Annotated in this window: 33 protein-coding genes; 1 reads left to right on the top strand and 32 read right to left on the bottom strand. The window is 62.3% G+C overall.

The window, feature by feature from the left end; genetic code table 11:
• The 16 genes from ACXAEH_RS07245 to ACXAEH_RS07170 form a co-directional block, all read right to left on the bottom strand.
• The gene (locus ACXAEH_RS07245) at nucleotides 1-651 is read right to left on the bottom strand and encodes a hypothetical protein (RefSeq protein ID WP_475031789.1); all 651 of its coding nucleotides are present in this window, start codon (nucleotides 649-651) and stop codon (nucleotides 1-3) included.
• Nucleotides 652-653: 2 nt separating this feature from the next.
• Nucleotides 654-3,077 (bottom strand): phage tail length tape measure family protein, encoded by a 2,424-nt coding sequence (locus tag ACXAEH_RS07240; RefSeq protein ID WP_475031787.1) that lies wholly within the window; start codon nucleotides 3,075-3,077, stop codon nucleotides 654-656.
• Between the two features lie 2 nt (nucleotides 3,078-3,079).
• A complete protein-coding gene (locus ACXAEH_RS07235; protein WP_475031785.1) occupies nucleotides 3,080-3,421 on the bottom strand; it encodes a DUF1799 domain-containing protein in 342 nt (113 codons plus the stop codon).
• Nucleotides 3,422-3,441: 20 nt separating this feature from the next.
• Entirely contained in the window at nucleotides 3,442-3,771 is a 330-nt protein-coding gene (locus ACXAEH_RS07230; RefSeq protein WP_475031784.1) for a hypothetical protein, read from the bottom strand.
• An 18-nt stretch (nucleotides 3,772-3,789) separates the two neighbouring features.
• Nucleotides 3,790-4,725 carry a phage tail tube protein gene (locus ACXAEH_RS07225; protein WP_475031783.1) on the bottom strand — a complete coding sequence of 312 codons (936 nt, stop codon included), beginning with the start codon at nucleotides 4,723-4,725 and terminating at the stop codon, nucleotides 3,790-3,792.
• Nucleotides 4,726-4,881, bottom strand: coding sequence for a hypothetical protein (locus ACXAEH_RS07220; protein WP_475031782.1), 156 nt, complete (start codon nucleotides 4,879-4,881; stop codon nucleotides 4,726-4,728).
• A complete protein-coding gene (locus ACXAEH_RS07215) occupies nucleotides 4,878-5,306 on the bottom strand; it encodes a phage tail terminator protein (RefSeq protein WP_475031781.1) in 429 nt (142 codons plus the stop codon). The genes ACXAEH_RS07220 and ACXAEH_RS07215 overlap by 4 nt, the downstream gene beginning before the upstream one ends.
• Nucleotides 5,306-5,734: a gp436 family protein gene (locus ACXAEH_RS07210; RefSeq protein WP_475031780.1), complete on the bottom strand. Its 429-nt coding sequence runs from the start codon at nucleotides 5,732-5,734 to the stop codon at nucleotides 5,306-5,308. Before ACXAEH_RS07210 ends, ACXAEH_RS07215 begins: the two co-directional genes overlap by 1 nt.
• Before the next feature lie 56 nt (nucleotides 5,735-5,790).
• Nucleotides 5,791-6,327: a hypothetical protein gene (locus tag ACXAEH_RS07205; protein WP_475031779.1), complete on the bottom strand. Its 537-nt coding sequence runs from the start codon at nucleotides 6,325-6,327 to the stop codon at nucleotides 5,791-5,793.
• A gap of 12 nt (nucleotides 6,328-6,339) precedes the next feature.
• A complete protein-coding gene (locus tag ACXAEH_RS07200) occupies nucleotides 6,340-7,230 on the bottom strand; it encodes a Mu-like prophage major head subunit gpT family protein (protein ID WP_475031778.1) in 891 nt (296 codons plus the stop codon).
• 10 nt (nucleotides 7,231-7,240) lie between these two features.
• Nucleotides 7,241-7,672: a hypothetical protein gene (locus tag ACXAEH_RS07195; RefSeq protein ID WP_475031777.1), complete on the bottom strand. Its 432-nt coding sequence runs from the start codon at nucleotides 7,670-7,672 to the stop codon at nucleotides 7,241-7,243.
• Complete coding sequence (locus ACXAEH_RS07190; protein ID WP_475031776.1) at nucleotides 7,672-8,733, bottom strand: phage protease; 1,062 nt, start codon at nucleotides 8,731-8,733, stop codon at nucleotides 7,672-7,674. Before ACXAEH_RS07190 ends, ACXAEH_RS07195 begins: the two co-directional genes overlap by 1 nt.
• A gap of 105 nt (nucleotides 8,734-8,838) precedes the next feature.
• Complete coding sequence (locus tag ACXAEH_RS07185; protein ID WP_475031775.1) at nucleotides 8,839-9,354, bottom strand: phage virion morphogenesis protein; 516 nt, start codon at nucleotides 9,352-9,354, stop codon at nucleotides 8,839-8,841.
• A gap of 72 nt (nucleotides 9,355-9,426) precedes the next feature.
• Nucleotides 9,427-10,677 (bottom strand): PBECR3 domain-containing polyvalent protein, encoded by a 1,251-nt coding sequence (locus ACXAEH_RS07180; RefSeq protein ID WP_475031774.1) that lies wholly within the window; start codon nucleotides 10,675-10,677, stop codon nucleotides 9,427-9,429.
• On the bottom strand, nucleotides 10,670-12,304 hold the full coding sequence (locus tag ACXAEH_RS07175) for a DUF935 domain-containing protein (protein ID WP_475031773.1): 1,635 nt from the start codon (nucleotides 12,302-12,304) through the stop codon (nucleotides 10,670-10,672). The genes ACXAEH_RS07180 and ACXAEH_RS07175 overlap by 8 nt, the downstream gene beginning before the upstream one ends.
• Before the next feature lie 172 nt (nucleotides 12,305-12,476).
• A complete protein-coding gene (locus tag ACXAEH_RS07170) occupies nucleotides 12,477-14,180 on the bottom strand; it encodes a terminase large subunit domain-containing protein (protein WP_475031772.1) in 1,704 nt (567 codons plus the stop codon).
• Between the two features lie 70 nt (nucleotides 14,181-14,250).
• Between ACXAEH_RS07170 and ACXAEH_RS07165 the strand changes: the two genes are divergently transcribed.
• Entirely contained in the window at nucleotides 14,251-14,736 is a 486-nt protein-coding gene (locus ACXAEH_RS07165) for a hypothetical protein (RefSeq protein ID WP_475031771.1), read from the top strand.
• A gap of 11 nt (nucleotides 14,737-14,747) precedes the next feature.
• On the opposite strand, the gene ACXAEH_RS07160 is transcribed toward ACXAEH_RS07165, so the two are convergent.
• The 16 genes from ACXAEH_RS07160 to ACXAEH_RS07085 form a co-directional block, all read right to left on the bottom strand.
• Complete coding sequence (locus ACXAEH_RS07160; protein ID WP_475031770.1) at nucleotides 14,748-15,320, bottom strand: phage protein Gp27 family protein; 573 nt, start codon at nucleotides 15,318-15,320, stop codon at nucleotides 14,748-14,750.
• Nucleotides 15,321-15,323: 3 nt separating this feature from the next.
• Nucleotides 15,324-15,620, bottom strand: coding sequence for a VpaChn25_0724 family phage protein (locus tag ACXAEH_RS07155; protein WP_475031769.1), 297 nt, complete (start codon nucleotides 15,618-15,620; stop codon nucleotides 15,324-15,326).
• The gene (locus tag ACXAEH_RS07150; protein WP_475031768.1) at nucleotides 15,617-15,970 is read right to left on the bottom strand and encodes a DUF2730 family protein; all 354 of its coding nucleotides are present in this window, start codon (nucleotides 15,968-15,970) and stop codon (nucleotides 15,617-15,619) included. The genes ACXAEH_RS07155 and ACXAEH_RS07150 overlap by 4 nt, the downstream gene beginning before the upstream one ends.
• On the bottom strand, nucleotides 15,970-16,284 hold the full coding sequence (locus ACXAEH_RS07145; RefSeq protein WP_475031767.1) for a hypothetical protein: 315 nt from the start codon (nucleotides 16,282-16,284) through the stop codon (nucleotides 15,970-15,972). Before ACXAEH_RS07145 ends, ACXAEH_RS07150 begins: the two co-directional genes overlap by 1 nt.
• Nucleotides 16,281-16,811, bottom strand: coding sequence for a hypothetical protein (locus ACXAEH_RS07140; RefSeq protein ID WP_475031766.1), 531 nt, complete (start codon nucleotides 16,809-16,811; stop codon nucleotides 16,281-16,283). Before ACXAEH_RS07140 ends, ACXAEH_RS07145 begins: the two co-directional genes overlap by 4 nt.
• Nucleotides 16,808-17,695, bottom strand: coding sequence for an N-acetylmuramoyl-L-alanine amidase (locus ACXAEH_RS07135; protein WP_475031765.1), 888 nt, complete (start codon nucleotides 17,693-17,695; stop codon nucleotides 16,808-16,810). Before ACXAEH_RS07135 ends, ACXAEH_RS07140 begins: the two co-directional genes overlap by 4 nt.
• Before the next feature lie 90 nt (nucleotides 17,696-17,785).
• Nucleotides 17,786-18,160 carry a helix-turn-helix domain-containing protein gene (locus tag ACXAEH_RS07130; protein WP_475031764.1) on the bottom strand — a complete coding sequence of 125 codons (375 nt, stop codon included), beginning with the start codon at nucleotides 18,158-18,160 and terminating at the stop codon, nucleotides 17,786-17,788.
• A gap of 12 nt (nucleotides 18,161-18,172) precedes the next feature.
• Nucleotides 18,173-18,613, bottom strand: coding sequence for a gp16 family protein (locus tag ACXAEH_RS07125; RefSeq protein WP_475031763.1), 441 nt, complete (start codon nucleotides 18,611-18,613; stop codon nucleotides 18,173-18,175).
• Entirely contained in the window at nucleotides 18,610-18,873 is a 264-nt protein-coding gene (locus ACXAEH_RS07120; protein WP_475031762.1) for a hypothetical protein, read from the bottom strand. The genes ACXAEH_RS07125 and ACXAEH_RS07120 overlap by 4 nt, the downstream gene beginning before the upstream one ends.
• Complete coding sequence (locus ACXAEH_RS07115) at nucleotides 18,870-19,124, bottom strand: hypothetical protein (RefSeq protein WP_475031761.1); 255 nt, start codon at nucleotides 19,122-19,124, stop codon at nucleotides 18,870-18,872. Before ACXAEH_RS07115 ends, ACXAEH_RS07120 begins: the two co-directional genes overlap by 4 nt.
• Nucleotides 19,121-19,450: a hypothetical protein gene (locus ACXAEH_RS07110; protein ID WP_475031760.1), complete on the bottom strand. Its 330-nt coding sequence runs from the start codon at nucleotides 19,448-19,450 to the stop codon at nucleotides 19,121-19,123. The genes ACXAEH_RS07115 and ACXAEH_RS07110 overlap by 4 nt, the downstream gene beginning before the upstream one ends.
• Entirely contained in the window at nucleotides 19,447-19,707 is a 261-nt protein-coding gene (locus ACXAEH_RS07105) for a hypothetical protein (protein ID WP_475031759.1), read from the bottom strand. Before ACXAEH_RS07105 ends, ACXAEH_RS07110 begins: the two co-directional genes overlap by 4 nt.
• Nucleotides 19,708-19,716: 9 nt before the next feature.
• Complete coding sequence (locus ACXAEH_RS07100) at nucleotides 19,717-20,397, bottom strand: DUF3164 family protein (protein WP_475031758.1); 681 nt, start codon at nucleotides 20,395-20,397, stop codon at nucleotides 19,717-19,719.
• 131 nt (nucleotides 20,398-20,528) lie between these two features.
• Entirely contained in the window at nucleotides 20,529-20,903 is a 375-nt protein-coding gene (locus ACXAEH_RS07095; RefSeq protein ID WP_475031757.1) for a hypothetical protein, read from the bottom strand.
• On the bottom strand, nucleotides 20,903-21,775 hold the full coding sequence (locus tag ACXAEH_RS07090; RefSeq protein ID WP_475031756.1) for a hypothetical protein: 873 nt from the start codon (nucleotides 21,773-21,775) through the stop codon (nucleotides 20,903-20,905). The genes ACXAEH_RS07095 and ACXAEH_RS07090 overlap by 1 nt, the downstream gene beginning before the upstream one ends.
• Nucleotides 21,772-22,518, bottom strand: coding sequence for an AAA family ATPase (locus ACXAEH_RS07085; protein WP_475031755.1), 747 nt, complete (start codon nucleotides 22,516-22,518; stop codon nucleotides 21,772-21,774). Before ACXAEH_RS07085 ends, ACXAEH_RS07090 begins: the two co-directional genes overlap by 4 nt.
• Nucleotides 22,519-22,547: the final 29 nt, after the last annotated feature.

Raw genomic sequence — 22,547 nt, 5'->3', positions numbered from 1 at the left:
TTACCTCAGCGTCTGCAGCCAGGAGAATGATCCGCCCTCGGTCACCTTCCCGCGGCCTGCTCCGTAGTCGGAGGTGGTGAGGATGGCTTTCAGCACCGGGTCGCCCAGCGTGACTTCGGTGCCAGGCGCAGCGCCGGGCCGGATAAACGGGGTCACCTCGATGTCGGCGGCAATCCCGGCCCCGGACGCCACGGCGCCGGTCACAACCCGGTGGTAGGCGTAGCGGGTCGGGCTGGAACCATATGTGAAGCCCAGAAGGTCGCCGCGGCTGATCTCATAGTTCTGAGGCAGGCCCGAAAGGCTCAGTTCCCGGTTGTTCCCTTTCAGGCTGTTAATGACGGGCACCGCGCTACCCAGGATCAGCTTTTGCGGATCAGCAATCGGGTAGAGCTGGCGCGGGTCTGACAGCCGGAAGGAGGCGCCGGGTTCGTCAAGGAGGGACAGGCAGGCTTCGACTGCCGCAATGGCGTTATGGTGGTCCATGTCCAGGACAATGCGGCCGGTCCACAGGCGGCTGCCCTGGGCATGTTTGATAACTTCCCCGCCATAGGTTTCGGAAATGGTGCTGGCCGCCGCCGGGCGGGAAGTGAAGTGTTTGATGGGCAGCGTACTGAAAAACTTGCTGCGTGTGAGGGGCCAGGTCAGTGCCATGTTCAAACCTTGTATGGATCTTCAAGAGTGTTTTTCACCGTGGCGCGGGCTGGCCCCCGGTCGTAGTCCTGGATCAGCTCGATGCCGATGTCCGAGGCGCGCTGATCAACCACGGCTTCGAACATCGAAGACGGCAGAATGCGCAAGGTGACAATCCGCGGCCCCAGCGTACTGGCGGTATTTAAGGCGGCTGTGCCCGGGGTTTCGGCAGGGACAAACCCGCCTGCGAACCCCGGAATTTCCACCCCGTCGTTCATCGCCTGAAGGATCGGCCGGTAGCGGCGGGTGGCTTTGCCGTTCATGACAGCTTCGCCAGCGGAAAGCCAAGACAGAACCTTGTCATCCCGGTTGCCGCCGTCGCCGTAAACCATCGTGGTTGGAACCCGGCCGTCGGCAAATCCAAGGAGCCCCGAAAGAAATTCACCGAATGGGTCGGCGCCACCGCCCGAGCTGCTACCGTTGCCAAATATGCCGCCGCCGCTGCCAAGAATGCCCGCCAGGGGGCCTTTCCCGAACAAAACGGCCTCGGCCGCCGCCAGGGCAATCGCCTCCCTGACCCGGTCCCAGGCCGCTTTCGCGTTGTCGCCCTCAGACGTCAGAGCTTCGCCCAGGTCCTGACCGGTCGCCTTCAGCCAGTCGGCGGCTTCTTTGGTTTGATCTAGCGCCTTCTGCTCTTCCAGGCGTTCCCGGATGATTGCCTCAACGGCTTTGCGCTCGGCGTCGGTTGCATCCTTCAAAACCTCCCGGTGCCGGATCATCTCCTGCATGACCGGGTCGGTTTCCTTCAGAATGTCCAGACGCTCCCGCTCGCGCGCGATCAGCCGTTCTATTGCCTTGCGCTCGGCGTCCGTTTGGCTGCCGCCCCGGCGGGACTTCCGGGGGTTTGGCGGCAGGTCCACGCTTGGCAGGCCCTGGTCGCGGTAAACGTAATCTGAGTTCCCGGCTCCGGCGCCTTCTCCGCGCGGGTCGTTGAAATCAGGGTTGGCGCGGATGCGGCCCAGGATTTCTTTGCCCTGGGCTTCCAGCAGGTTGGTTTTGAGGCGGTGGGCCTCATCGGCCGCCAGGGTGATATTGCCCGCCATGTCCGCATCGGCCACACCGTTGGCGGCATCCCAGGCGGCCATCAGCTCGGCCTTCAGCTCCTCGGAAATCTCCTGGGCGTCCACTTGCTGCTGATAGGCGCGGCGCTCGGCCTCTAGGCGCAGCTCCGCGGCCTGGACACTGCCTTCGCCGTGGGTTGCGATGGCTTCCTGCAGCGCGGCTTCTGTCTGAAGCTGGGCAATGGTGTTGCGCGCGGCGGTTTCAATCTTCACCCGCTCGTCCAGATAGGCCTTGGCCTCGGTCCGGAGGTTCTGCCACAGCTCGCTGCCGGTGGACTGCAACTCCTGCCAGGGTGCCTGGATGCGTCCGGCAAAGACTTCCAGGTCCCGGATGACCGCCGACAGCCCGTTGTAGAACTCCCGCTGACTGCTGTTCAGCCCGTCCAGGCCGCCAGCCGCCTCAAGGAGCATCTCCCGCACATCCAGCGCCGCGGCCAACCGTTTGGCCGGCTCTTCGCTGCTGTTGAGGAGTTCCAGGTTCCGGACGAAAATATCCCCGGTCTCACGGGCGGCCGAACCGATGGAACCAAGGCCGAGAAAATCCTGCGCCGCCGACCGCGAAGACCTGTCATCGAAGAAGGAAAGATCCAGCACCAGGTTCCGGACGCTCGCCGCGGTTTCGTCAATCGCCTTCTGGGCGTCGAGCTGGGCCAGCGCCGCCATATCAGCCAGGACCAGGCGCAGAGCCGGTGAAGCAGAGCCGAACTCGTCGACCATGTCAGCGACGCTGAGGCGGGTCTTTTGGGACTTGTCGTGGAACGCCTCAATGGCGTCCCCGGCCGCCTCGATGCGGTCTTCCAGCGTCTCGGCCGCTTCAGCGGAGCCGGTCATCCACTGGATCATGGCGGCGCCTGCAGCAATCCCGCCAATCGTGATCAAGTTCAGCGGGCTGATCATGCGGGCCAGTGCCTGGCGCACCATGCTTACTGCGTTTGCGGCGCCTGAGGTGCCGAACACCTGGGTGATTTGGGTGCCCTGCTGAATTGCGAGCTGAAGCGGGTTCTGACCTGCTGCCAGCATGACGCCAATGTCGTTGAATTGGGCGGTGAGGTTGCCGACCTGGCCCGCCGAAAGCTGGTGTGCCCGCCCAAGTTGGACAACATTGTTCGTCATGCCGCCCTGGGCAGCACCGAGCGCCTGTGCCTGGCCTGCTGCCGTTCCGGAGGCCGCCCCGAGTGCCTTTACTTCCCGCGCAGCCTTGGCTTCTGCCAGGCTAAGAACCTCGGCGGACTTCCCGGTGGCGTTCTTGACGGCCTGAAGCTCCCGCAGTTCCTGTTTGCCTTGGGAGGCATCCATCAGGACTTTACCGGAGAGCACAAAGGGCATGGTCAGGTTCCGTTGGTTTCGGCCAGAACGCCGCTTTCAATCATCTGGACCTTGGCAAACAGGTCCGGGGTCATTTCGGTTCCGCTGAGTGCCCAGGCTGACTGGGCGCCGGAGTAGTTCAGGCCGGTGATGCGGGCCCGGCCGTCGGCAAGAGCGATCCGGTTGAACTGTGTGGCGGCGTCCAGGAAGGCCTCCACCGCTTGCACGTTCTGCGGCCAGACCCCTTCCATTTGCTGCTGGCCGGGCCGCTCGGCAGCCATCAGTTCTTTGGGGATGCCCAGGGCCGCAGCGTCTTCTTCGTCCTGGTGCCGGGCGGCCGGAGAGCTGAAGAGCTTGCCTTTCACCCACGCCCGCCCGGCCCAGATCAGTTTCCCGGCAGCAGGCCGTTCATGCCGATGCTGTAAGCCCCCATCAGGGCGATCCGGGCGTAGGGCAGCTTGAGCACCGCCTCGCGCACCTCTTCGCTATAGGGCAGGGGGTGGCCGCCTTCGCCCGCCAGTTCGTCCAGGGAAGCAATCGCCTGGCGCAGAAACTCTTTGGTGCCTGCAACGTCCGACATGGACAGGTTTTCCAGGGCGTCGTCATCAAGGGCGTTGAAAGTGGCTTTAAAAGTCTGCTCAGTGCAGCCTTCGCCATCCGGAACCTGGACTTTGACGGGGCGTGTGAAGGTCGGGCGCTCGAGGATATTGAACACGGGAATTGCTCCTTCAGATCAGGTGAGGGTCAGCGACCATTGGCCGTTTTCGGTGGCGGCGCGGGGCACCATGCGCAGGGGCCATTCGGTGATGCCCTGGGACTGTGAAAGCCCCGGCCGCTGCATCTGGGCGGTGGGCAGGTTGAGCGTGGCGATCTTCCCGGCCTCGGTGCCATGGGTCACAACCACCGGGTCCTGCGTTTGGGCCATGGCCTTTTGCCACGGGTTGAAGTTGGCCAGCGGCTGGGCTTCGACGGTGGTTTCGAACAGCTCGGATTTGTCGGTGACCAAAATCCGCTCGGCGCCGACCAGGAAGCGCGGCTCCACCTTGTTGCCCAAGGCCAGCTTGGCGGTTTTCATGACCAGGCTGGTACCGCCAATGGTGAAGATCGGGGTGTTGTTGTGGCTGACCACCAGAGGTTCGATCCAGGACGCCAGATCAACAGTCGGTGCCGCCGTGTCGGTGGGCAGCGAGAACAGGCCGGTCAGGTCGAACTTGATCTTGGGTGTCTGCTGGGCATCCAGCATCAGTTCCGCTGTGCCGCGGGTGCCGAGCATGACATAGCGGGTGCCGCCGATGCTGATATGCACCGTTCCGGCTTCCTGGCCGTTCACGATGGGGGTGTATTCCACAGAGGTGCCGGGGGTGATGGTTTCGGCAACAGCGCAGGCCCGCAGCAGCGGCCCCCAGGCGGGAGCGGTGCCCGCCGTGCCGGAGGTGCTGAGGTCAACCGTCAGAGTCAGCTTTGAGTGCAGGTCCAGCGGGATTGTGCCGTTGGCGCTCATGCCGGGCTGTTCCAGGTCGCGTTCCTGGTCCTGGCCTTCCATCGGCTTCAGCGTCACGTCATAGCCCAGGATGGCATTGGCCGCGCCGGTCGGGGCTGCGTCGGTGCCGTAAGTGCCTTCCAGCTTGAACAGGATGCGCTTGTCGCGCCAGTAGATCGGGGCGGCCATTTACGCCTCCTTTTCCTTGCGGGGGTTCGCGGCGGGTTTGGCCGGGGCGGGTGCCTTCGGCTTCGGGTCGGCAGCCGGTTTTTCGACCTGCTCCAGCTCGCCTTCAGGGCGGCGGATGAAGCTGCCGCCGGATTGGGGCAGGGGACCTTTGCTCATGGTGTGACCCTCAGTTCGGTGTTGATGGAAAAGACCAGCTCATAGAGGAGGCGGCCCTGGGTGATGGAGAGGAGACGCCCCCGGTCCACCTGAAACACGCCCGGCCCGTTGACCGGCGCCCAACCTGCCAGGGCAGAGGCCACGCTGATAATCAGCGGGTCCACCTCGTCCAGCGCTTTGGCGCCGGTCTTGGACTGGCAAGGGGCGATCAGCAGCACTGAATAACCCCGGTCCAGGGCTTGGGTGAATGCGCCGGTGCCCGTTCTGGCCGTGCCGCCCTTCAGCCCCGCGGGCGAGACCGTCGCGGTAGCATTCTGAGGCAGGCGGTTGTTCCGGATCATTTCGACCAGGTCAGCCACGGGCTTTGCCCGGTTGGACAACGCGGGCACCTGGGCGTTCAACCGGCTGACAATCGCATCCAGCATCAGATGAAGCCCTTCATGTTGGCGGCGGTCAGCGGGCGTTTCCGGTCGGTGACGCGCACGCCATTGGTGGGCTTGGTGTCAGGTTCGATGCCCTGCACCGGCAAGCGGATCTTGCCTTCAGAAATCTTGTTCAGAGCTGCCATGGCGTCCTTGTGATCCTTCAGCTTTTTGGCGTCGGGCTCGTAAAGGTGCAGATCGTAAATCGCGATGGCCTCGGCCAGCTTCTCAATCAGCGGCGGGGTTTCGGACAGCGGCAGGACGTAACGGCCCTGCAGGTAGCCGTCGATCAATGCGGCCGCGCCGTCGATGGCATCGGCAACCACGGTGGCGTCGATCTGGCCAGTCGGCACTTCGGCCCGGTCTGTCAGCTCAATCAGCAGGCTTTCGCCATACCGCTTAACCAGCTTGTCCTGTGTGGTGTAGGCCATGGTGCCCTCGGGGGTTCGGGAAGGGTGCGGCGGCGCGCCTGGCGCCGCCTGCAGAGTCAGCGGATGGAAACGATCAGCTCCGGATCGTTCATCAGGGCCGCGACGTCGTCGTCTTCGAGGTCACCCCGCGGGATGATGGTCTCATCGCGGGTGAACTTACGGCCGATCCGCCAGCGGCCCTTTTCCGGGCCCAGCACAACGACCTGGCTTTCTACGGGGCCGGGCTGCTCTCCCGCTTGACCGCCGGTTTCGCCTTCGGCGTCCTGGTCCTGGTCCTGGTCCTGGTCCTGGTCCTGGTCCTGGTCCTGGTCCTGGTCCTGGTCCTGGTCCTGGTCCTGGTCCTGGTCCTGGGTGCTGGTGGTTTCGGTGGCCGGGGCGGCGGTGGCTGATGCCGTCCCGGCTGCGGGCTGCTGTCCCGTTTCAGCAGCCGGCGCACCCGTTGCCGGGGCGCCATCCTCCGTGTTGGTCTTCGGGGCTGCCTTTGCCTCGGCTTCCGCCACCACCTTTTTCAGGTTCTCGGTGGAGATGTTCCTGGCCGGGTTCAGTTCCAGCTCTTTGGCCCGGGCGAAGAGGTCTTCACGTTCCTTGTTCATCAGATCAGCCCCTTATGCCAGCCAGGGAACCATCAGCACCTCAGCGGTGCCTTTCCATTCGTTGTCCGAGCCGTTGACCTGCTCATTCTTCATGAGCCGGTTGGCGGCGCCTTCCAAAGCGGGGCCAACCACAAGCAGGTTGGGGGTGATGCCCAGCGGGCGGCCGTAGTCGCCCTTCATGCCGGTCATGGCAGCGCGGGCGGCCTCATAGTTGGCAGCGTCCAGCGTTTGCTTGGAGCCATAGGCCATCTGCCAGTAGCCGAAACCGACGTTACAGCGGCCGTCCACCCCGTAGACGAACTCCTTGTTATGGAAGACGCGCGGGTCCTTCGGGTCGTCCATGGCAACAAAGTTGGGCTTTTCGCGCTCCTGGTACAGGATCGGCTTCAGTGCCCGGTTGGTCGACAACAGGAACCACGGCGCGCCCGCACCGCCGCCGGTGTTGGAGACGGTGGTAACTTCCCCGTCTTTGTCCAGGACCGGATGGTCGGTGTCGAAGAAGTTCTGGCCGTCATAGCAGGCGGTATTGAAACCCTCTTTCAGCAGCTCAAAAACCAGCTGGTCGGGAAGCGCCTGGGTCGACTGGCCCATTTCTTCGAACATGGGGGCGTAAATGCCGAGCTTGTCATCCTTGATCGCATTGCGGTCAACGCCGATGGTCAGTTCGAAGTCGTCGTTCTTGATCGTGTAGCCGTGTTCGGTGATGCCGTGAACGACACGGTCGCCGAGCCACTTGCGCATGTTCGGCATTTTCCCGAGCCAGCCGTAGGTTTCCTCGCTGGTGGACGACGGAACAACGGTAGCAACCTGCATGTACTGCGACGGCGCCTTGCCGAGGCCGCGGTTGAAATGGGCTTTAAAGCCCTTGCGAACGGCCTCAAGAGTAGAAGCATTGATGTGCATTGCGGCCTCCTTAGCCTGCGTTGGTCAGCGCTTCGTCGAAGCGGACCCAGACGCCCTGGGCGTCAACATTGTCGATGAAGCCGGCGCGGGAGCGGGTGCCGCCGCCGTCCGTTTTGGCAAGCGTCTGATCGTCCACGACGTAAGCCATCTGCCCGATGTCGGCCGCGGTGATCTCATCCGCCGCGGCCGAGTTGGCGTAGCGGAAGCAACCCGGGAGAAAGGGTACGTCCATTGCGCCGTCTGCGCCGTTGCGGTTGTCCACATGGGTGTGGGCACGGCCGACTGCGACCAGGTTCAAGGCCGTTTGGCCTTTGGTCAGAAAGCCGGTCGCGGTGCGCATGACGATGGCCCCTGCGAAGATCTGCACAGCGCCTTCGGCCTTGCCCATCTTGTTGTCGCCGAGGGATTGAGGGGTGTTGCGGTCACTGGTCAGGGCAGTCATCAGCCTTCCTCCTCAGCTTTGGCATAGTCTTCTGCGCTCAGCCCCAGTTGGGCTGCCACGTCGGTTTCTGCCGCATTCAGCGAAACCTCACCCTCTTTGGGCGGCGGCGGCAGAATGGTGGTGTGTGTGCGGTCAAGCTTGGGCAGCCCGTTGATAAGGGCTTCCGTGCCTTCCGGGTCCTGCTGGTGCAGGGTGATGAAGCGGTCGCGGCTCGCCTGCACGCCAGCCCGGACTTCCTTGATGGCGTTGTCCACGAAAGCTTCCGCCGCGGTCTTTTTCGTGTCGCCCTGCAACGTGGTGACGGTTGCGCTCAGCGTTTCTACGGTGGACTGCAGGGCGACAATCTTGTCGTCCTTGCTGCTGTCCGAGCCAGCGGTCTTGGCCGCCGCCAGAATGTCTGCCGCCTTGGCGCCTTCGGCACAGCCCAGGGCAACGCCGATTTCGCCCATCTGGGACTGCAGCTCATCGCTGCCGCCGTCCAGGCGGGCATTCAGTTCAGTTCGCACTGCCTCCTCGCTGGCGTCGGGCTTGAGGCCCAGCAGCGAGGCGACGAATTGCTGGAAATCCATGATTTCGGTCTCCTGGTGATTGAGCGCGGTCATGCCCTGCAGGTTCGGCCGGTTGACCAAAGACGCGCGCGGGATGGCCAGGATTTCCCGGCCCTTGGGTTTCTGCAGGGTGATGACGGGAGAAATCCCGTTGTAGGCGCGGTCCTTCAGCAGCTCGCGGCCTGCTTCGGTCCATTCGACCTGGCCATAGATGCCGTCTTCGCGCGCCTGCATGGCGACGATCCAGCCGCGGGCAGGGGCGGGAAGCCCCTTAGGTGCGGCAAGATCCAGCGCATGGTTTTCGTCAATCGGCAGCTTCTGCGACTGGGCAAAGCTGCTTTCGATCACTTTTTGAGCGTCGGTTACATTGTACGGCCCCCGGCTGTCGTTGGTGCGCACCACCCCAGACGCCGCAGGCAGAAGCTGCACCCATTCGGGCACCCCGCCGTCCTCCGCGGAGGCGGGGATCTCGGACTGCAGCGCGATTGTGGTGGTTTCAAACTCTTTTCCCATGCCCGCCAATCTGGCAGGGGCCGAAAACAAATGATGCCCGCAACGGTTTGCGGGCATTCGGGCAGAGCAGCTTGTTTTGCAGGTTGGCGCGCCTGGCGCCGCCGGTCAATCCCGGCTGTCAGCGGCGTTTTGCAGCCACTCTTCCAGCTCCAGAACCATGTTGGCCTGGTCATCGTCGGAAATGCCGATGAACTCCCGCGCCGGAATGTCTCCCCAGGGGATTGAGACAGTCGGGCTGGTGCCGCCAAAGCCCGCCCCTTCATAGGAACCGAAGGCGCCTTTCTTGGCGCCGAACTGCATCACCGCCGCCTGGATGGCATTGGAGCCGTATTCCAGCCCGTCTTTGTCCGCCTCATAGAAGAGGGTGTTTCGCATGTCCCCGGATTGATTCAGCGGCGCGCCAAAAGCCAGCCCCAGTTTGGCGTACCGCTTCAGGGTCGATTGCGCCCGCGGGGCAAAGGGGGTGCCGTCGGGGTTTTCTCCCCTCTGCATCCGATCCTGGGTGGATGCGACCAGCAGCTCGCCCAGGTCCGCCATCGCCTCGGAAGGGTCTTCCAGCGCTTGGCGCAAGGCTTCCAGCATCGGGTCCAGGGTGTCGGTGTTGTAAACAAGTCCGGCCATGGCTATATTTCTCTTGCTTTCGTTGGGGGCATCAGACCGCCAGGCTCATAACCTGGAACCGTGTTCGGGCGTTCAGGTCGGGGACCCTTCGGAAGCTCTTCTCCCCCACATGGATTGAACAGCGAGCATCCGGCGCTTCTTGCCGCGGATCTCCATGGCCACCGTGTAAGTAATCCCGCCGATCCGCCGGGAGAACCGCACCACTGGCAAGCCTACCCGCGATTGCCCTGCCTCCTCGATGACGTCCGGCCTGTCCAGGATGCGGGGCAGGAGGGCGTAGGTTTCCGCGCTGACCGGGATCTGCCCGCGCAAAGCCTCAGAGGCACTGCCGTGGCCCGACAGGATGTGCCGGACGGCCGGGGCGTCCAGCGTGAAGTGGTAGTTCTCAAGGTCACTGCCCAGGATCTCGTTCACGCGCTCCCGGTGCGCCTGGGTCAGGCGGCCCATGGTCCGGATGGGCTGCACCTGGCGCCCTTGCTGCACGGCCGCCGCATAGCGCCGCAAATCGGTCATGAGCGAGGGCAGGTTCCGGTATGCACTGGAAAGCGCGTCCTGCTGTACCGCCGGGAAATCGTCCAGGTAGGCGCGGGCGATGGAATAGGGCCAATTCACCGTCTTATTCGCCATGACTTGCACCAGGTCGGCAACAGATGCGCCGGGCGCCTGACCCCAGCCCTCGTCAATACCGGCAGGCGCCCCGGTTTCTGCCAGGGGCTTCTCCCAGCCGTCCTTCAGCTTTACGTCCGCCTTGCCGCCGCGCCGGATCGCCCCGGCAATAGACCTGGCTCCGAACACCTTGCAACTGCAGCCGTAGCCATTGGGCGGGAAGGCCAGGGGCCAGAATGGGTGTTTTGAAGGCAGGATCAGCCCGTCCCAGGACAGGTGCTGCAGGCGCGGCTCCAATGACCCGCCGTGACGGTAAACCCAAAACGGGAAATTGCCGCCGCGGAGCTGCGCCAGGCGCCCGGCCATGAAGCTGGTGCGCATGTTGGTGCGGTAGATGGTGCGCATCCGCCAGGCCTGGCCACGCTCGCTGCCTTCCCCGGTCCAGCCGGTCCAGCCGCGGCGGGCAACTATCGCGCGGAAATCATCCTTGAAGGCTTCAAAGCCGGTGCCTTCTGTAACCGCCCGGTCCACCGCGGCAGCCAGGTCCGCCAGCAGGTCCGCTTTGAAAGCTCCGGCTACTGCAAAGCTCCGGTCGTGAGCTGCGCCCGGCAGATCATCCCAGGCACTGGTGGGCACCAAGTTGCCAAGCCGCGTCCGGAATGCCGCGACCTGATGGGGGAACGGCTGGCGGAAGATGGCGGCAACCTGGTCAGTCACCGGCTTCTTCCTCGGTCATCGCCCGGCCGCCGGCAACCGCAGCAGCGATGCCCTGGGCCATGATGCCGCCGAGCCTGCCCACGCTCAAATTGGGATATGCGCTCAGCAGGTGCTCCCGGAATTCTTCCAGGTTGGAGGAAGCCTCCATCATGACTTCGACCTGTTGTAGGATCTCGCCCATTGCTGGCGCCGCATCCTGCTCCAATTGACCCGTCAAAGCCGCTACCGGCGAAAACGCCTCAGCGGCCCCAGAAGCCGTTTCTTCGGCCTGCAGCGCGGCTTCCCCTTCCGGAACCTGCTTCACCCCCTTTAAACCCCCTTTAAATCCGCTCTCAGGAGTATTGCCGTCCTTTGCCGGGGGCTGCGCCTCCGGGTTCGAGGCGGTTTCGGGCTTTTTGCCCAGGACTTTCTCCCCGCCTTTCGGGGCGGGCAGACCGAACTTTGTACGCACCACTTTCTCCGGGACTTCCATCCCGCGATCCACCCAAGGCGTTACCCCCTCGGTCCAGGCCACCAGGTCTTCCTCTTCCGGCCGCCCGATCATCAGGCGCGGATAGATCTTCTGGGGACCGTAGTTCAGGTCGATGAATGCGCGGACGAGCTGCTGATTGAGATGGCCGCGGAGCTGCACCGCGTCAGCCCGCTCGATGTCTTCTTGAACTTCGCGGTGCTCTTTGCCGGACCCCAGCCCGCCGGTCTTTGCGTCGGTGGTAGCAGTTTGGCCCAGAACTGCCTTGGAGGTTTGTTCGTCCAGCCAGACTGCACGCTCCTTGTATAGGTCGCTGGAGGAGCTGGCGCTCTTGGCCTCAATGAACTCGATTGCCATGCTTTCGGGAATGATCGCGGCACAATCTCCCGCGATATTGGCAACTGCACCGAAAAGCGTGTCCTTGTCATGCTCGGATGCGCCGGGACCGTACTTCCCGACCCGGATCGGCTGGCCGTAGGTCTGGGTAAAAATCGCCCAATCCCGCTGGGTGAAGGCTTTGAACATCCATGTCCATGCCACAACACGGGCAAGTCCGTTGCGGGCGGGAAGACCGGATTTTGCCTTCATGGTGCTGAAGATGAACTTGAAAGCGGGCAGGTCGGCCTCCTGGCCGCCATCGGTCAGCATGACCGGGGTACGCAGGTCGTCACGTTTAAATCGGAACCAGCGCGGATCGCGCCATTCCAGCCGGGCGGGGACGGTCATTCCGTCCACGTGCTCCCAGATGATTTCAGTAAAGGAGTAACCCTTGCCTACAGCGTCCAGCATATCAAACAGCTCGGTCTGCAGCTCATCACGGGTCAGCCAGTCGCGCAGAGCGCCAGCGTGCTTTTCGTCACCTTTGGTTTCGACTGTGATGTCGAGCTGGCTCACAGACCGTTTACGGGTGCCGAGAACAGCCAAGTAATGCGGATCGCGCTCTTCGACGGCTTCAGCCAGCTCAAGGTAGCTGATCGGGTCGCCCTGGTCAGCCTGGCGTAAGATGGTAGCAAGCTGCACGGGGTCCAGGCCGTCAGCCGGATAACCTGAAATCGGCGAGCGGATCGTTCCGAATTCAGCCTTGGCGACTTCCTGGGTCAGAAGCCCCCGTTTGACCGGCCGGCCGTAAGGGTCCACGAGCTGGTAGCGGTCTGCCATTATCGCGTCCCCCGAAGCATAGCGCCCAGAAACAGCGCCGTCGCACTGAAGGCGGAACTGCCCGCGCGGAGCTGAGGGCGCAGTGCCTGGTTGCCAGGGTGCTTGCCCCGCTTGCGTGTCTCGGCCTGCTTCTTCGCTTGGATCTGCTTCCTGCGGTTGGTCTTCCTGGGCATCACATTCCCCCTCGGATACGGGCGCCCAGAGGGCTTGAATACGGGTTGCGGGACGGGGCATCTGCAGCGCGATTGCGGGCAAGGCGTTCGGCGCTGGTTTGGGCTGCGCCGCCGGTCTGATGCGCTTGCTTTACCGCCCGGTAATCGTAGGCGACGTAACGCATCCGGGATGCGAAATGCGCCAGCGCCAGGCCGATGGCATAGTCACCGTGGCGCTTCTTGCCGCTCTTGCTGGCTTTCTCCGCGTCCCGAATCTCCGGCACGCGCGGAATACCGCGGATGGTTTTCACGGCGCGCAGGTCGGTGACGTGGTCATCGTCGGCGCCGATGGAAATCATGTCTTCTTCAAAGGCGGTTTTCAGCGGCGGCATGTGCAGCCGGTACCATTCCTGGGAAAACTTGATGGCCCAGATCAGGCCAGGTGTGTCTTCGCTTTCGCGCAGGCCGAAGCGGCGGCCCATGTCTTCGGCCACTGTCCACCCCATGCCGGTGGCGTCGAAGGCCGCGCCCAGAAGGCGTTCCCGCACGCAGTCCAGGACGTCGCCAACAATGGCCTTCTGCTCAGTGCCTGGCACGTTGCGCATTTCCAGCGACATGGCTTCCCGGCGGCGCAGGTTTTGCTCCACCATCAGCAGAGGAAGAACAGACAGATCCGCGACGCGGGCGAAGTCGAACCCGGCCGCGTAATGCGGCGTGAGGTCCAGGCCGGACAGCACCTGGTCCAGCTCCCGCATGAATGCGCGCATGTGCTCGGACTGGTGCTGCTGTGTCAGGTGCAGGTAGTTGCCCGGCAGCTCCAGCCGCAGGACGGGCGCGTCTGCCGTCATCCGGGCTTCAATCAGCGGGGCAGGGAGCCAGGCGCCGGTTCCGGCCTTGGGAATACAGTGCAGCTCCTCGTCGGCGTCGTCGCCATAAACCGCATGGATGCTGTCGATCCACTGCTGTTTGGCCTCCGGTGTATCCTCTTTCCCGGTGACCAGGGCGATGCGCTCATAAAGCCCGGAGGCCACGGCCTCGTTGAATGTCACGCGGACGACTTTGGCAATGTCCCCCCGTTCACCTGAGTTGACCTGCTTGACCAGGACATTGAACGGGTTGGCGTCGCCGTCATGGGTTGAAATGACCAGGACCTTGCCGCCCCACATCAGGAGCGCGTTGGCCGCCTTCAGCATTTCGTCCAGCTCGTCGTGGAAGGCGGCCTCGTCAAAGATCACATAGCCCTGGCGGCCGCGCAGCGAGCGCGGCTTGCTGGTGAGCGCGACGATCTGGAAGCCGCTGGCGAAGCGGATGCGGAAGGCCTGAATATGGCGGTCTTCTTCGCCGTCTTTCTGGTCCTTGAAGAGGAATTCCTGAACCGAGCTTGCCGCTGGAATGAAGGCCTTGGCCCACATGGCGCAGGTATCAATGAACTCCTGCGCCATATCCAGGTTGAACCCGATATAGAGCGTGTCCATACCGCCCGCTGCCTTGGACGCGCCGGACGTCAGCACGGCATCGGCGCCCACCGCCCAGGTCATCCCGATCCGGCGGGATTTCTCGCAGACCGTGAACTGGTAAAGGGCCGTCGTCTGCAAGAGCTGCGCCTGATAGGACAACAGCACCGCCGGCAGGCCTTCGGATGTATCAAGGATCTCCGGGAACTCTTGGCGGCTCTTGGCGCGCAGTTCTTCCCATTCTTCGTCGGTCAGAGCTTCAGCAGACATTGCAGAATCTCCCGGCCAGGCATTGAATGCTAGCAATAAGTGTTTTTGATACTTGAGTGAGGACTTTAAAATGATCGAATTGGCGACGATTGCCGCAGCTTTGACTGTTCTCAAACAGGGGGGTGACGCGGCCAAAACCGGAATTGAGGCCTACAACTCTCTTAAAGAAACAGGAAAAGACAGTGATTTGGCGGAGGTGCAAGCAGTTGCTGGACGGCTTGCGGAAGAGCTTTTCCGCTCGCGCGCTACAAACCTTGAGGTGCAGACCAAGCTTCAGGATTTCCAGGCTGAGGCAAAGGCGCAGGAAGACTTTGAAGATACCAAGAGAAAATATGCCCTTTTCAAAACCGAATTTGGTGCGGAAGTTTGGGAACTGGTTGAGGAGACGGACTGCTACCAGCTTCACCAGTACGTTTGCCCGAATTGTCTGGTTAAGGTCAAAGATTTTTACCCCCTCCAGAAAAACGGGGACATTCTCAATTGCCACAACTGCAAGGACCTTTTCCGACTGCGGTCGAGCGGTGTTGGAGGAACTTTCGGCCGCGTGATCAGTTGAAGTAAGGTTTCTCACCGCTTACCCCCGAACAATACTTGCTCGCGGATTGCCTGAACGGTGTCCGCGGTCATGCCAAGCTGGGTGGCCGCCTTTTTGACTTCACCGGCGGCTGCTTCCCGCGCCTCGGCCGCGATCCGGTCGCGCTCATCGTCCATCAGCTTTTCGCGGATGCCAGAGCTGGACATGAGGTCCTTCATCATCTTGCCCAGGAAGTGCAGCTCGCGCGGGTCGATCTCGCCGCCGTCCTGGGTCATCTGGTGCTGCATGGACTTGAACGCCAGCGTGGTCAGCATCTGGAACAGCACGTTATGGCGCTGCGCCTCTTCCTGCAGGCCGTTGTCCGTCATCCAGCTTTCGGCCCATTGACTGGCCTGCTCCTGGTACTTGACGAACTCCTGGTATTCCTTGCCGTACTCATGAACGGCCGACTTGCCGATCTGCAGCTCGATGCCTTCTTCCTGCAGCTTGGCGTTCAGGTCGTCGGCGATCTTTTCATAGCCGCTCCAGCCGCTGTTCTTCAGCGTCTGGTGCAGCCAATCCCGGACCTCGGCGGGCATCATGTTGATCTTGCGCGGCTTGGGCATCGGTCAAGCCTTCGGGCTGGGGCGCTGGATCTCCGGATGGGTGGAGCGGCCCGTTGCAATCTCGGCCCCGGCGATAGTCGCCGTCGCCACGACAAAATCGCCGTTCTCCTTGGTCGATATAAAGCCGTTTTCCTTCAGCCACTGAAGCTCGGTAAGGACCTGGGACCGGGTGGAAGCAACGCCGACGTGGTCCAGCACATCGGTCAGGATTGAGGCGTTGGAAGTGTAGTCCGTGCAGGCCTCGAGGTGGCGCAGGATGGCCAGGCGGCGGTGCTTGCGGTTGAAGTCGTTGTAGCTCATGTGTTTTCCCGCAGGTAATCTTCGTGGCGCGATGAGATGTGCTCAAGCCGGGTCTGGCTTTCTGCGATAGCCCGCATGGACGCCCGCATCGCCTTCAGCTCCCCGCCCATTTCCGAGAGCAGAAGCTGAAGCGAATGGATGTCGTCTTTCTGGGGCATGGTGCTGAGCGTCTGCTCAGCACTCTGGATGCGTTTTTCCAACCCGTTCATACGGTCTGAACCGGCCTTGAACCGGTCATCAACATCAGATCGGCGCGTCGCAAACCAGGTGTAGATAACGGCCCCTAACGCAACAGCGTAGGAGCCGGCAGACAGCAGGTTGGACCAGGTGAAGGTCGGGTCGAACTCCATCAATGCAGCTCCCCGGCTGGTTCCGGTTCGGCGCGGCCCATGGCCTGAAAGTTCGTGCCATAGCCCAAGGTGCATGTGCGCCCGCCTGGGGGCGTTGAAGTGACCGTCCAGGTGCCCGTTTCCGGGGAGGTGAACAGGGAAATGGCGTGGCCGTTCTTGCCAAGCATTTCTGCGGCCCGGTATTCGCCGTACTGGTCGGCAAGCGCAGCCGACATTTCTGCCCAGGTGTCGTAGCAGGCGACGGTTACTGCCGCGGCCCGTTGTGCGGCGAGGCCCAGCACCAGGCAGGCGGCCAGAGCAAAAAGCCGGATCATGCGGCACCGCCTTTCATGCCGGCGATCACCGCGTCCTTGCTCTTGGAGCCGACAGACGAGCCGAAATAGAAGTTCAGCACCTGGGTCAGGCCCGCAGCAAGGGAACCCATCAGCAGAGTGACGACAGGGCCGGTGGCCGCGGGCAGGTCGTAGAGGGAAACGAACGCCAGCACCACAAAGAAGCCGAGGACAACGGCCGCAGCCAAAATGCCCGGCACCCAGTCGCCGGTTTGAACCTGCCGGGCGCGGGCGCTGGCGCGGTCGTTGGCGGCGATGCGCTCCAGCTCAATACCGGCCTCCTCAAGCTGGGCAGCAAAGTCCGCCTCAATCTCCTTCAGCTTGACCAGGTCAGCCGGAGCACTGGTCAAAATGGACTCGGCCAAAGTGTCTTCGGGAACGTCTTCGGCGTCCCAGATACCCTTGCTGAGCGCCTTGACTGCGACGCCCGCCATTGGCCCGCCAAGAGCGGTTGCGATGGTCGGGGCGACGGTGCCCAGGAATGCAATCAGCTTGTCCTTGTTCTTCATTTTGCTGCCCCTTGAAAGCCAGTTTTCGAAGTCGTGATGGGATCGGCGTAAGCCGCGGCTATCCAGCCCTCAGCGCCGCCATAGACGACCTTGAGCCACTTGCGGTTGCCCAGGGTGACGGTGGCGAGAACCGGAACACGGGTCTCGTCCGGGATCTGCGCGATGACGTTGGGATTAAAGCTGGGCCAGCGGCGCAAATTGAGCGTGTCGCGGGGTGTGGTGGTGACCACCATCTCTTCCGCCGCGGTGTCGGTTTCCCCGTCGGCCAGGTCTTCTTCGGCCGGATCGGAGCGGCCCAGGATCAGCGAGCGGATATGCTCAAGCGGGAACAGAGGGTTTGTGTCCTTCTTCCGGCCGGGTGAGACATACCAATGGGTGGTAATGTCTGCGAGGGACGGGATTCCCGAGAAGAGCCGCTGCAATAGGTCCAAAAGGGCTTCGATCTGCGCCTCGGGGTAGGGCATCCAAAAGCCACGGCCGTGCTGGGGCGTTTCCGCCTCCTCGATGCCGTATTCCGCAATGCTGAGTTTCTGGCCGAACCAGGTGCGCGCCATGGTTTCGGAACTGCGTGTCATGAGCCCGGGGTTCACCAGTTCGATGCCGATGGAGAACCCGTTGCACCATTTGCGGCCGTGGTATTCAGACCTGCCCGCGTGGTTGGCTTGGCGGCGGACGGGCACCTGCTGGGTAACAGTGCCGTCCAGCTCAATCACAAAGTGGACCGAAACCTTGGCTTCGTTGTCCTGCAGGTAACGGGCGGCATTGCCCTTTTCGATCCGGCTGGCGGTGTCGTGAAGGATAACCAGGCTTGGAACAATCTCGCGGCCAACCCAGCGCGCCTCGTTGAATTCAATCCCGGTGAGCTTGCCGCTTTGAATGCCCATTTTCGGCCCCTTAAAACCCCGTTTCAATGGGGTTCAAATTGGCAGCCGGGGGGCAAAAAAAATGCCCGCAACGGCTTGCGGGCAAATCGGTCAGAAGAAGGAAAGCTGATTGGGGTCGTCCCGTGAGCGGTCGTCCAGGTACTTGCGGACGGTCACGTCGGTCACCCCAAGCTTGCGGGCTATTTGCGAAACTTTCAAGCCCAATGAAGAATAGACCTTGGCGCGCCATTTCTTGGCGGTCGGCACCCTGGGCTGAAGACGGTGGGACACGGCACCTAGTGACTTTGCCTTAGCGTAGCCGACGACTGCGACGACCTTGTTGGTCTGCCGGGGATTTTGGGAAATCCGGACTTCTGTGCCGGAAAACTCTTCCAGGAACTTCAAGGTGTCCTCCAGGCCCAGCACCTCAAAATAGGGTTCGACCTGCGCCGTGGGTCTTGGAAACTCGGGAGTGTCTTTTGCCATCGGCGGTTCCCCCTACTGTTCCAGCTCGATGCCGGCGCGCCAGCACCAGTCCTTCAGCGCGTTGATCACGTCGCTGATTTGTTCATGCTCAGTCAACATATCCACGTCGGCCAGCTCGGCGCCCCAGGTGTGCCCGAAGCGCTTGCGGATGAACTTGTTCAGGCCGGACCGCCCGGGCTCTTTCAGTTCGCCGTGGGCGCCGAGGAGGCTCCACAGAACATGGATGAGCCGCACACCGCCGTGCTTGGCGCGCGGGTGCTTCTTCTTGCCGCCAGGCTTGCTGCTGGCCCCAGCCTCCTTCAGGTGACTGACCACCTTCAGCAGATCAGTTTGGTCCATATCGGTCAGGGACGTTTTGCCAGTGACCTGACGCTGCATCGCCTTGCGGTCTTCATCTTCCAGGCCGAGCTGGCGGCACTGGGCGAAGATCTGGCGTTTCAGGTTGCCGCTCATGTTTCGGTCTCCGGGGCTGGGAGTGAAGCATGCGGAGCCGGCAGGGCAAGGGGCTTGATTGCGCGGCGCTCAGTGGCTGTTTTTCGCGGCAGCTTCTGGCCGGACTGTACCTCAGCCAAGCTCTTTAGCGCATGGGCCAACTCGAAAGTATCGTCGGTTTCCAGCTCGATCTTCACGGTGGCCTTGGCACCTTTGGTCGTTGCGCCGAATGACTTTAGGCGCAGTGCCGACCTTGGGTCGCTTGAAAGAAAAAAGGTCATTCTGCCGCCTCCACTGAAACCAGCGGGACAACCGGATGGAATGCTTCTGCCGAGGTTGCCATCCGGTGGGCCGCCGCCTCCATTTCCGCACGCACCAGCGCGTCGAACTCCCCGGGCTGCAGCTTAGCCAGCTCGGCCTCGTTCTTCAGGACGCCCAAGCGGCCGCTGAGCTGCAGCCCGGCACGGCGGTGCAGTTTGGCGAAGTTTGAGTAGCCGCCGCGCAGGCTTTCCTGAATTTCCTTTTTGGTCATGGGCATGTGTTCGGTTCCAAATTACTGGTGTTAAAGGTCAGGCGCCTGCGGTCCCTCTTGCCCCAGCGGTGCGGTTTATCTCCCCGCCGGTGGTCCAAAGGCGCAAGGTCTTTGGGGAGCGAAAAATGGCGGCCGCGGATGTCGAAGAACGCGCCGTCCAGCTTCACGTAAACGTGGCCTTCGTCCGCAGAATAGTACGCCTCCGCCTGGGGCCAGATTGTCCTCATTATGAGGAACAGGCTGTAGCACCGCCCTTTCGTGTACATAGCCACCATGTCTGGGTGCGAGGCCCGCAGCGCGGCCAGAAACAGGGCGGCGCCGTTCATTCGGCAATCTGCCTGGCCAATGCGGCTTCCAGCAGTCCGCTGCGGCGCTGCAGGACACGCAGGGGGAGCCCCAGGGCCTCTGAAATACCCTGCAGCTCCTCCAGGGTGGCGGCCAGCAAATCGGCGTCCAGGCGGCCGGAATTCACCCGCCCGCCGTAGCCGCGTTCCAGGACCGCGCGCACGCCGCCGGAAACCGGGCTGTCATCGCCGGAAACCTCAGCCGAGGTGCGCGGGTCAAAGAAGGTCAAAGCGCTCATCTGGGCACCTCAAGCTTTGGCCAAATCGATGGGAATATGTTGCCAGTGTGCGTCCGGTGCGGAGCGCTGGTGACAGGTGACATATGTTGCCTTGCCGACAGCGCGTTCAGCGTCTTTGATTGCCTCCATGGCCCGCAGCCAGCGCTCGTCGGTGATGTCCAGCTTTTTCAACTTCAGCAAGGCAGCCCGGTTGATTTTGCCTTCTTGGTTCACATTGAACGCATCGGAGACAATCGACTGCAGCCTTGCGTCTGCATTGGCGGCCCAGTCGTTCAGGCACTCGTCCACCAGAGACTTCGCAGTCTGCAGCTCCGGCCCATAGTCGTACTGATCCGCTATACGGACGCTGACCTTGAACAGGCCGTCATAGCTAAATAGGGTTTTGTTCCCTTTCGGGCCGCCGATTGCGGCGTCGTACTTGAGCGCCAGCACCTCTTCGAAGGTGGAAATGTCGTCAAAGACATGTGCTTTGAACCGGGAAACCTGGTTGCTGAGCGCAATTGCAAATCCGGCGATGGTGCGGACCGTCTCGTCCTGGAAAAGGTCCTGGGGTTTCACCAGCTCCAGGGGGACCAAAGAACCCTTGGCATCGGGCATATAGGTTCTCCCGTTGACTTCAACCTGGCCGCTGGGGATCGGGGCGGGCTTGAAATCGCTCTGCCGGTGTTCTTGGGGGGCGTGTTCAGTCATGAGTGGTTCTTTCAGTTGGGAGGCTGGGTTGTGCGCGATGCCGCGCGGGGTCTAGGCGCCTGCCGGGTCCAGCAGGTCGGCAAGGCTACGGAGCCGGATTGCGATCCGGGTTTTGAGGGGAAGCTGCTGCGTCATTCTTCGGCTGCCTTGGTGAATTTCGGGCAGACACGGCAGGCGCGCTGCATCCGGACCCGGAACGGGTTTGAGTGGGACCAGATTTCCGCGCGGCGGCGGTGGTTCAGGCACGCTTCGCTGGAGATTTCGGTTTTCAGGGCAGGGCACTGGACCGGCGCGTTCATGAAGACGTCGCGCACCACCTGTTCCACCTTTTCCAGATTGCCGGGGTAGCTGTTGCGGATGGTCTGGCTGATGACTGGGGCGCTGATTTTCAGCTTTGCCGAGACTTGGTTTTGGGATGACTGGTCACATTCCTGAACCAGGACTTTGACCCAGTCGGGAAGGTTGTCGCCCCAAGCGTCCTGGGCAACGATCATGCGGTCGCTCATTACAGGCGCCCTCCTGGTGCATAGACGATTTTGTCATCGTTGCTGTCGACGACGACGGTCATGTTCTTTTTCTGAGGCGGCAGCGGGCCGGTGTTCTTAATCAGGAACAAGGAGGTTTCAGCCTTCAGAACGCGGGTGCGGGCGGCTACGCGGAGGTAGCCTGCCAGGCGCAGGGTCCTGCAGTACTTCAGAATGTACTCCTGGGAGATATCAGGGCGGGCCGGAGACAGCGCGGCAAAAAGGTCAATGGGCCGGAACCGCCGCTGCTGGCGCATTGCAGACCAAATGGCGCCGTCTTTGGTGCCGCGCTTGCCTTTGGCATCCTCCCGGGCTTCTTCCGGCGTCTTCACGGTCAGGAAGGTTTTTCCCTCGCTGCGGCCCCAAACCCGCATCACGCCGGTTTGCTTCAGGCGGTTGAGGAACCGTGTCCTGGTGGCTTCCGTTGCGCAGATGGAGGCCACGTCTGCCGAGGTGAAATAGGGCCGCTCGGAGATGTATTTCCAGATCTGCTGCTCTTCCGGGCTGCGCGGTTCTGGTGTCGGGATTTCAACTTCGGCGCCAGTCTCGCGCATCTTGCCCAGCAGCTGGTCCAGGCGCTGCAGTGACCAGGCCGTGTCCAACTCGCGCCCGTTGGCGGCGGCAATGATTTCTTTGGCCTCATCAACGCCCCAAACGGTATAGAACCGGGTGCAGCCGTCGCGTCCGCATTCGGTGACCACGCCCTGGCGCTGCAGGGCGCGCAGGAAGTTCTCCCGCGCCCAATCGCTGGCCTCGCAATGGGTGGCAACTTCCTGGTGGGTGAACCGCAGCCGGGTCTGGATGAACTCCAGGATTTCCTTTTCGGCGGCGTTGCGGGTGGTGACCGTGATCATTTCAGCAGCCCCGCACGCGGACGAGGCGCATCTTTGCGGCGGAATTCCATGTCGCCCCAGTCCGATTTGGACATGGTTTTAAGGCCAAGCTTGCCCGCCTCGCTTTTGACCTGGGCAAGGTCTGTCACCATGCGCCGCACATTGCCGGTGTTGCGTTCCAGGATGGAATTCAGAAGGTCATTCGCAATTTCGATGCCCTCGGCATAAACGCCAGCAAGCAATTGGGCATCCTTGAGGGTGGCCGGCTGGGCCGCCTCCCTCAGCATGACCCGGCTGTCGATCAGCTCGAACTTCTTGAGCTTATGCGGAAACTCTTCCATACCGATCATGACAACCGGGGTGTCCGATCCATCGTGCAAGTCCCGGATCAGTTCGATAATACCACGCCGGAAGGCATAGTCGGCTTCATCGACAATCAGCGTGCGGCCATCCTGGGCCAGCCCTTCACAGGCCTGCAGAACCATGTCCGGAACAACCCGCTTGGGCGAGATGCCGAGTTCCAGCAGCAGCCGTTCCAGAAAGGTCTTCTTGGTCCAGTCGCCCTGGATGGAAATATGGATGACGTCAAAGGCAGAGGCGCAGAAAATGGCGCCGAAGGTCTTTCCGTAACCGGGGTAGCCGTAGAACACCCCGAGGCCGGGCATACCGAACACCCGGTTCTGCAGCTCTGTCACCATTGCCGCCATTCTCGCAACGTTGGTCAGCGGCTGCACGCTGTTGCCGATCTCCAATGTCTGTGTCATGCTCGCTCCTAGTCAATCAGTGCCGTCGC

Source organism: Leisingera sp. ABM4_060 (assembly GCF_056158765.1).
The sequence above is the reverse complement of the archived record's forward strand: the minus strand, read 5'-3'. Positions and strand labels throughout refer to the sequence as shown.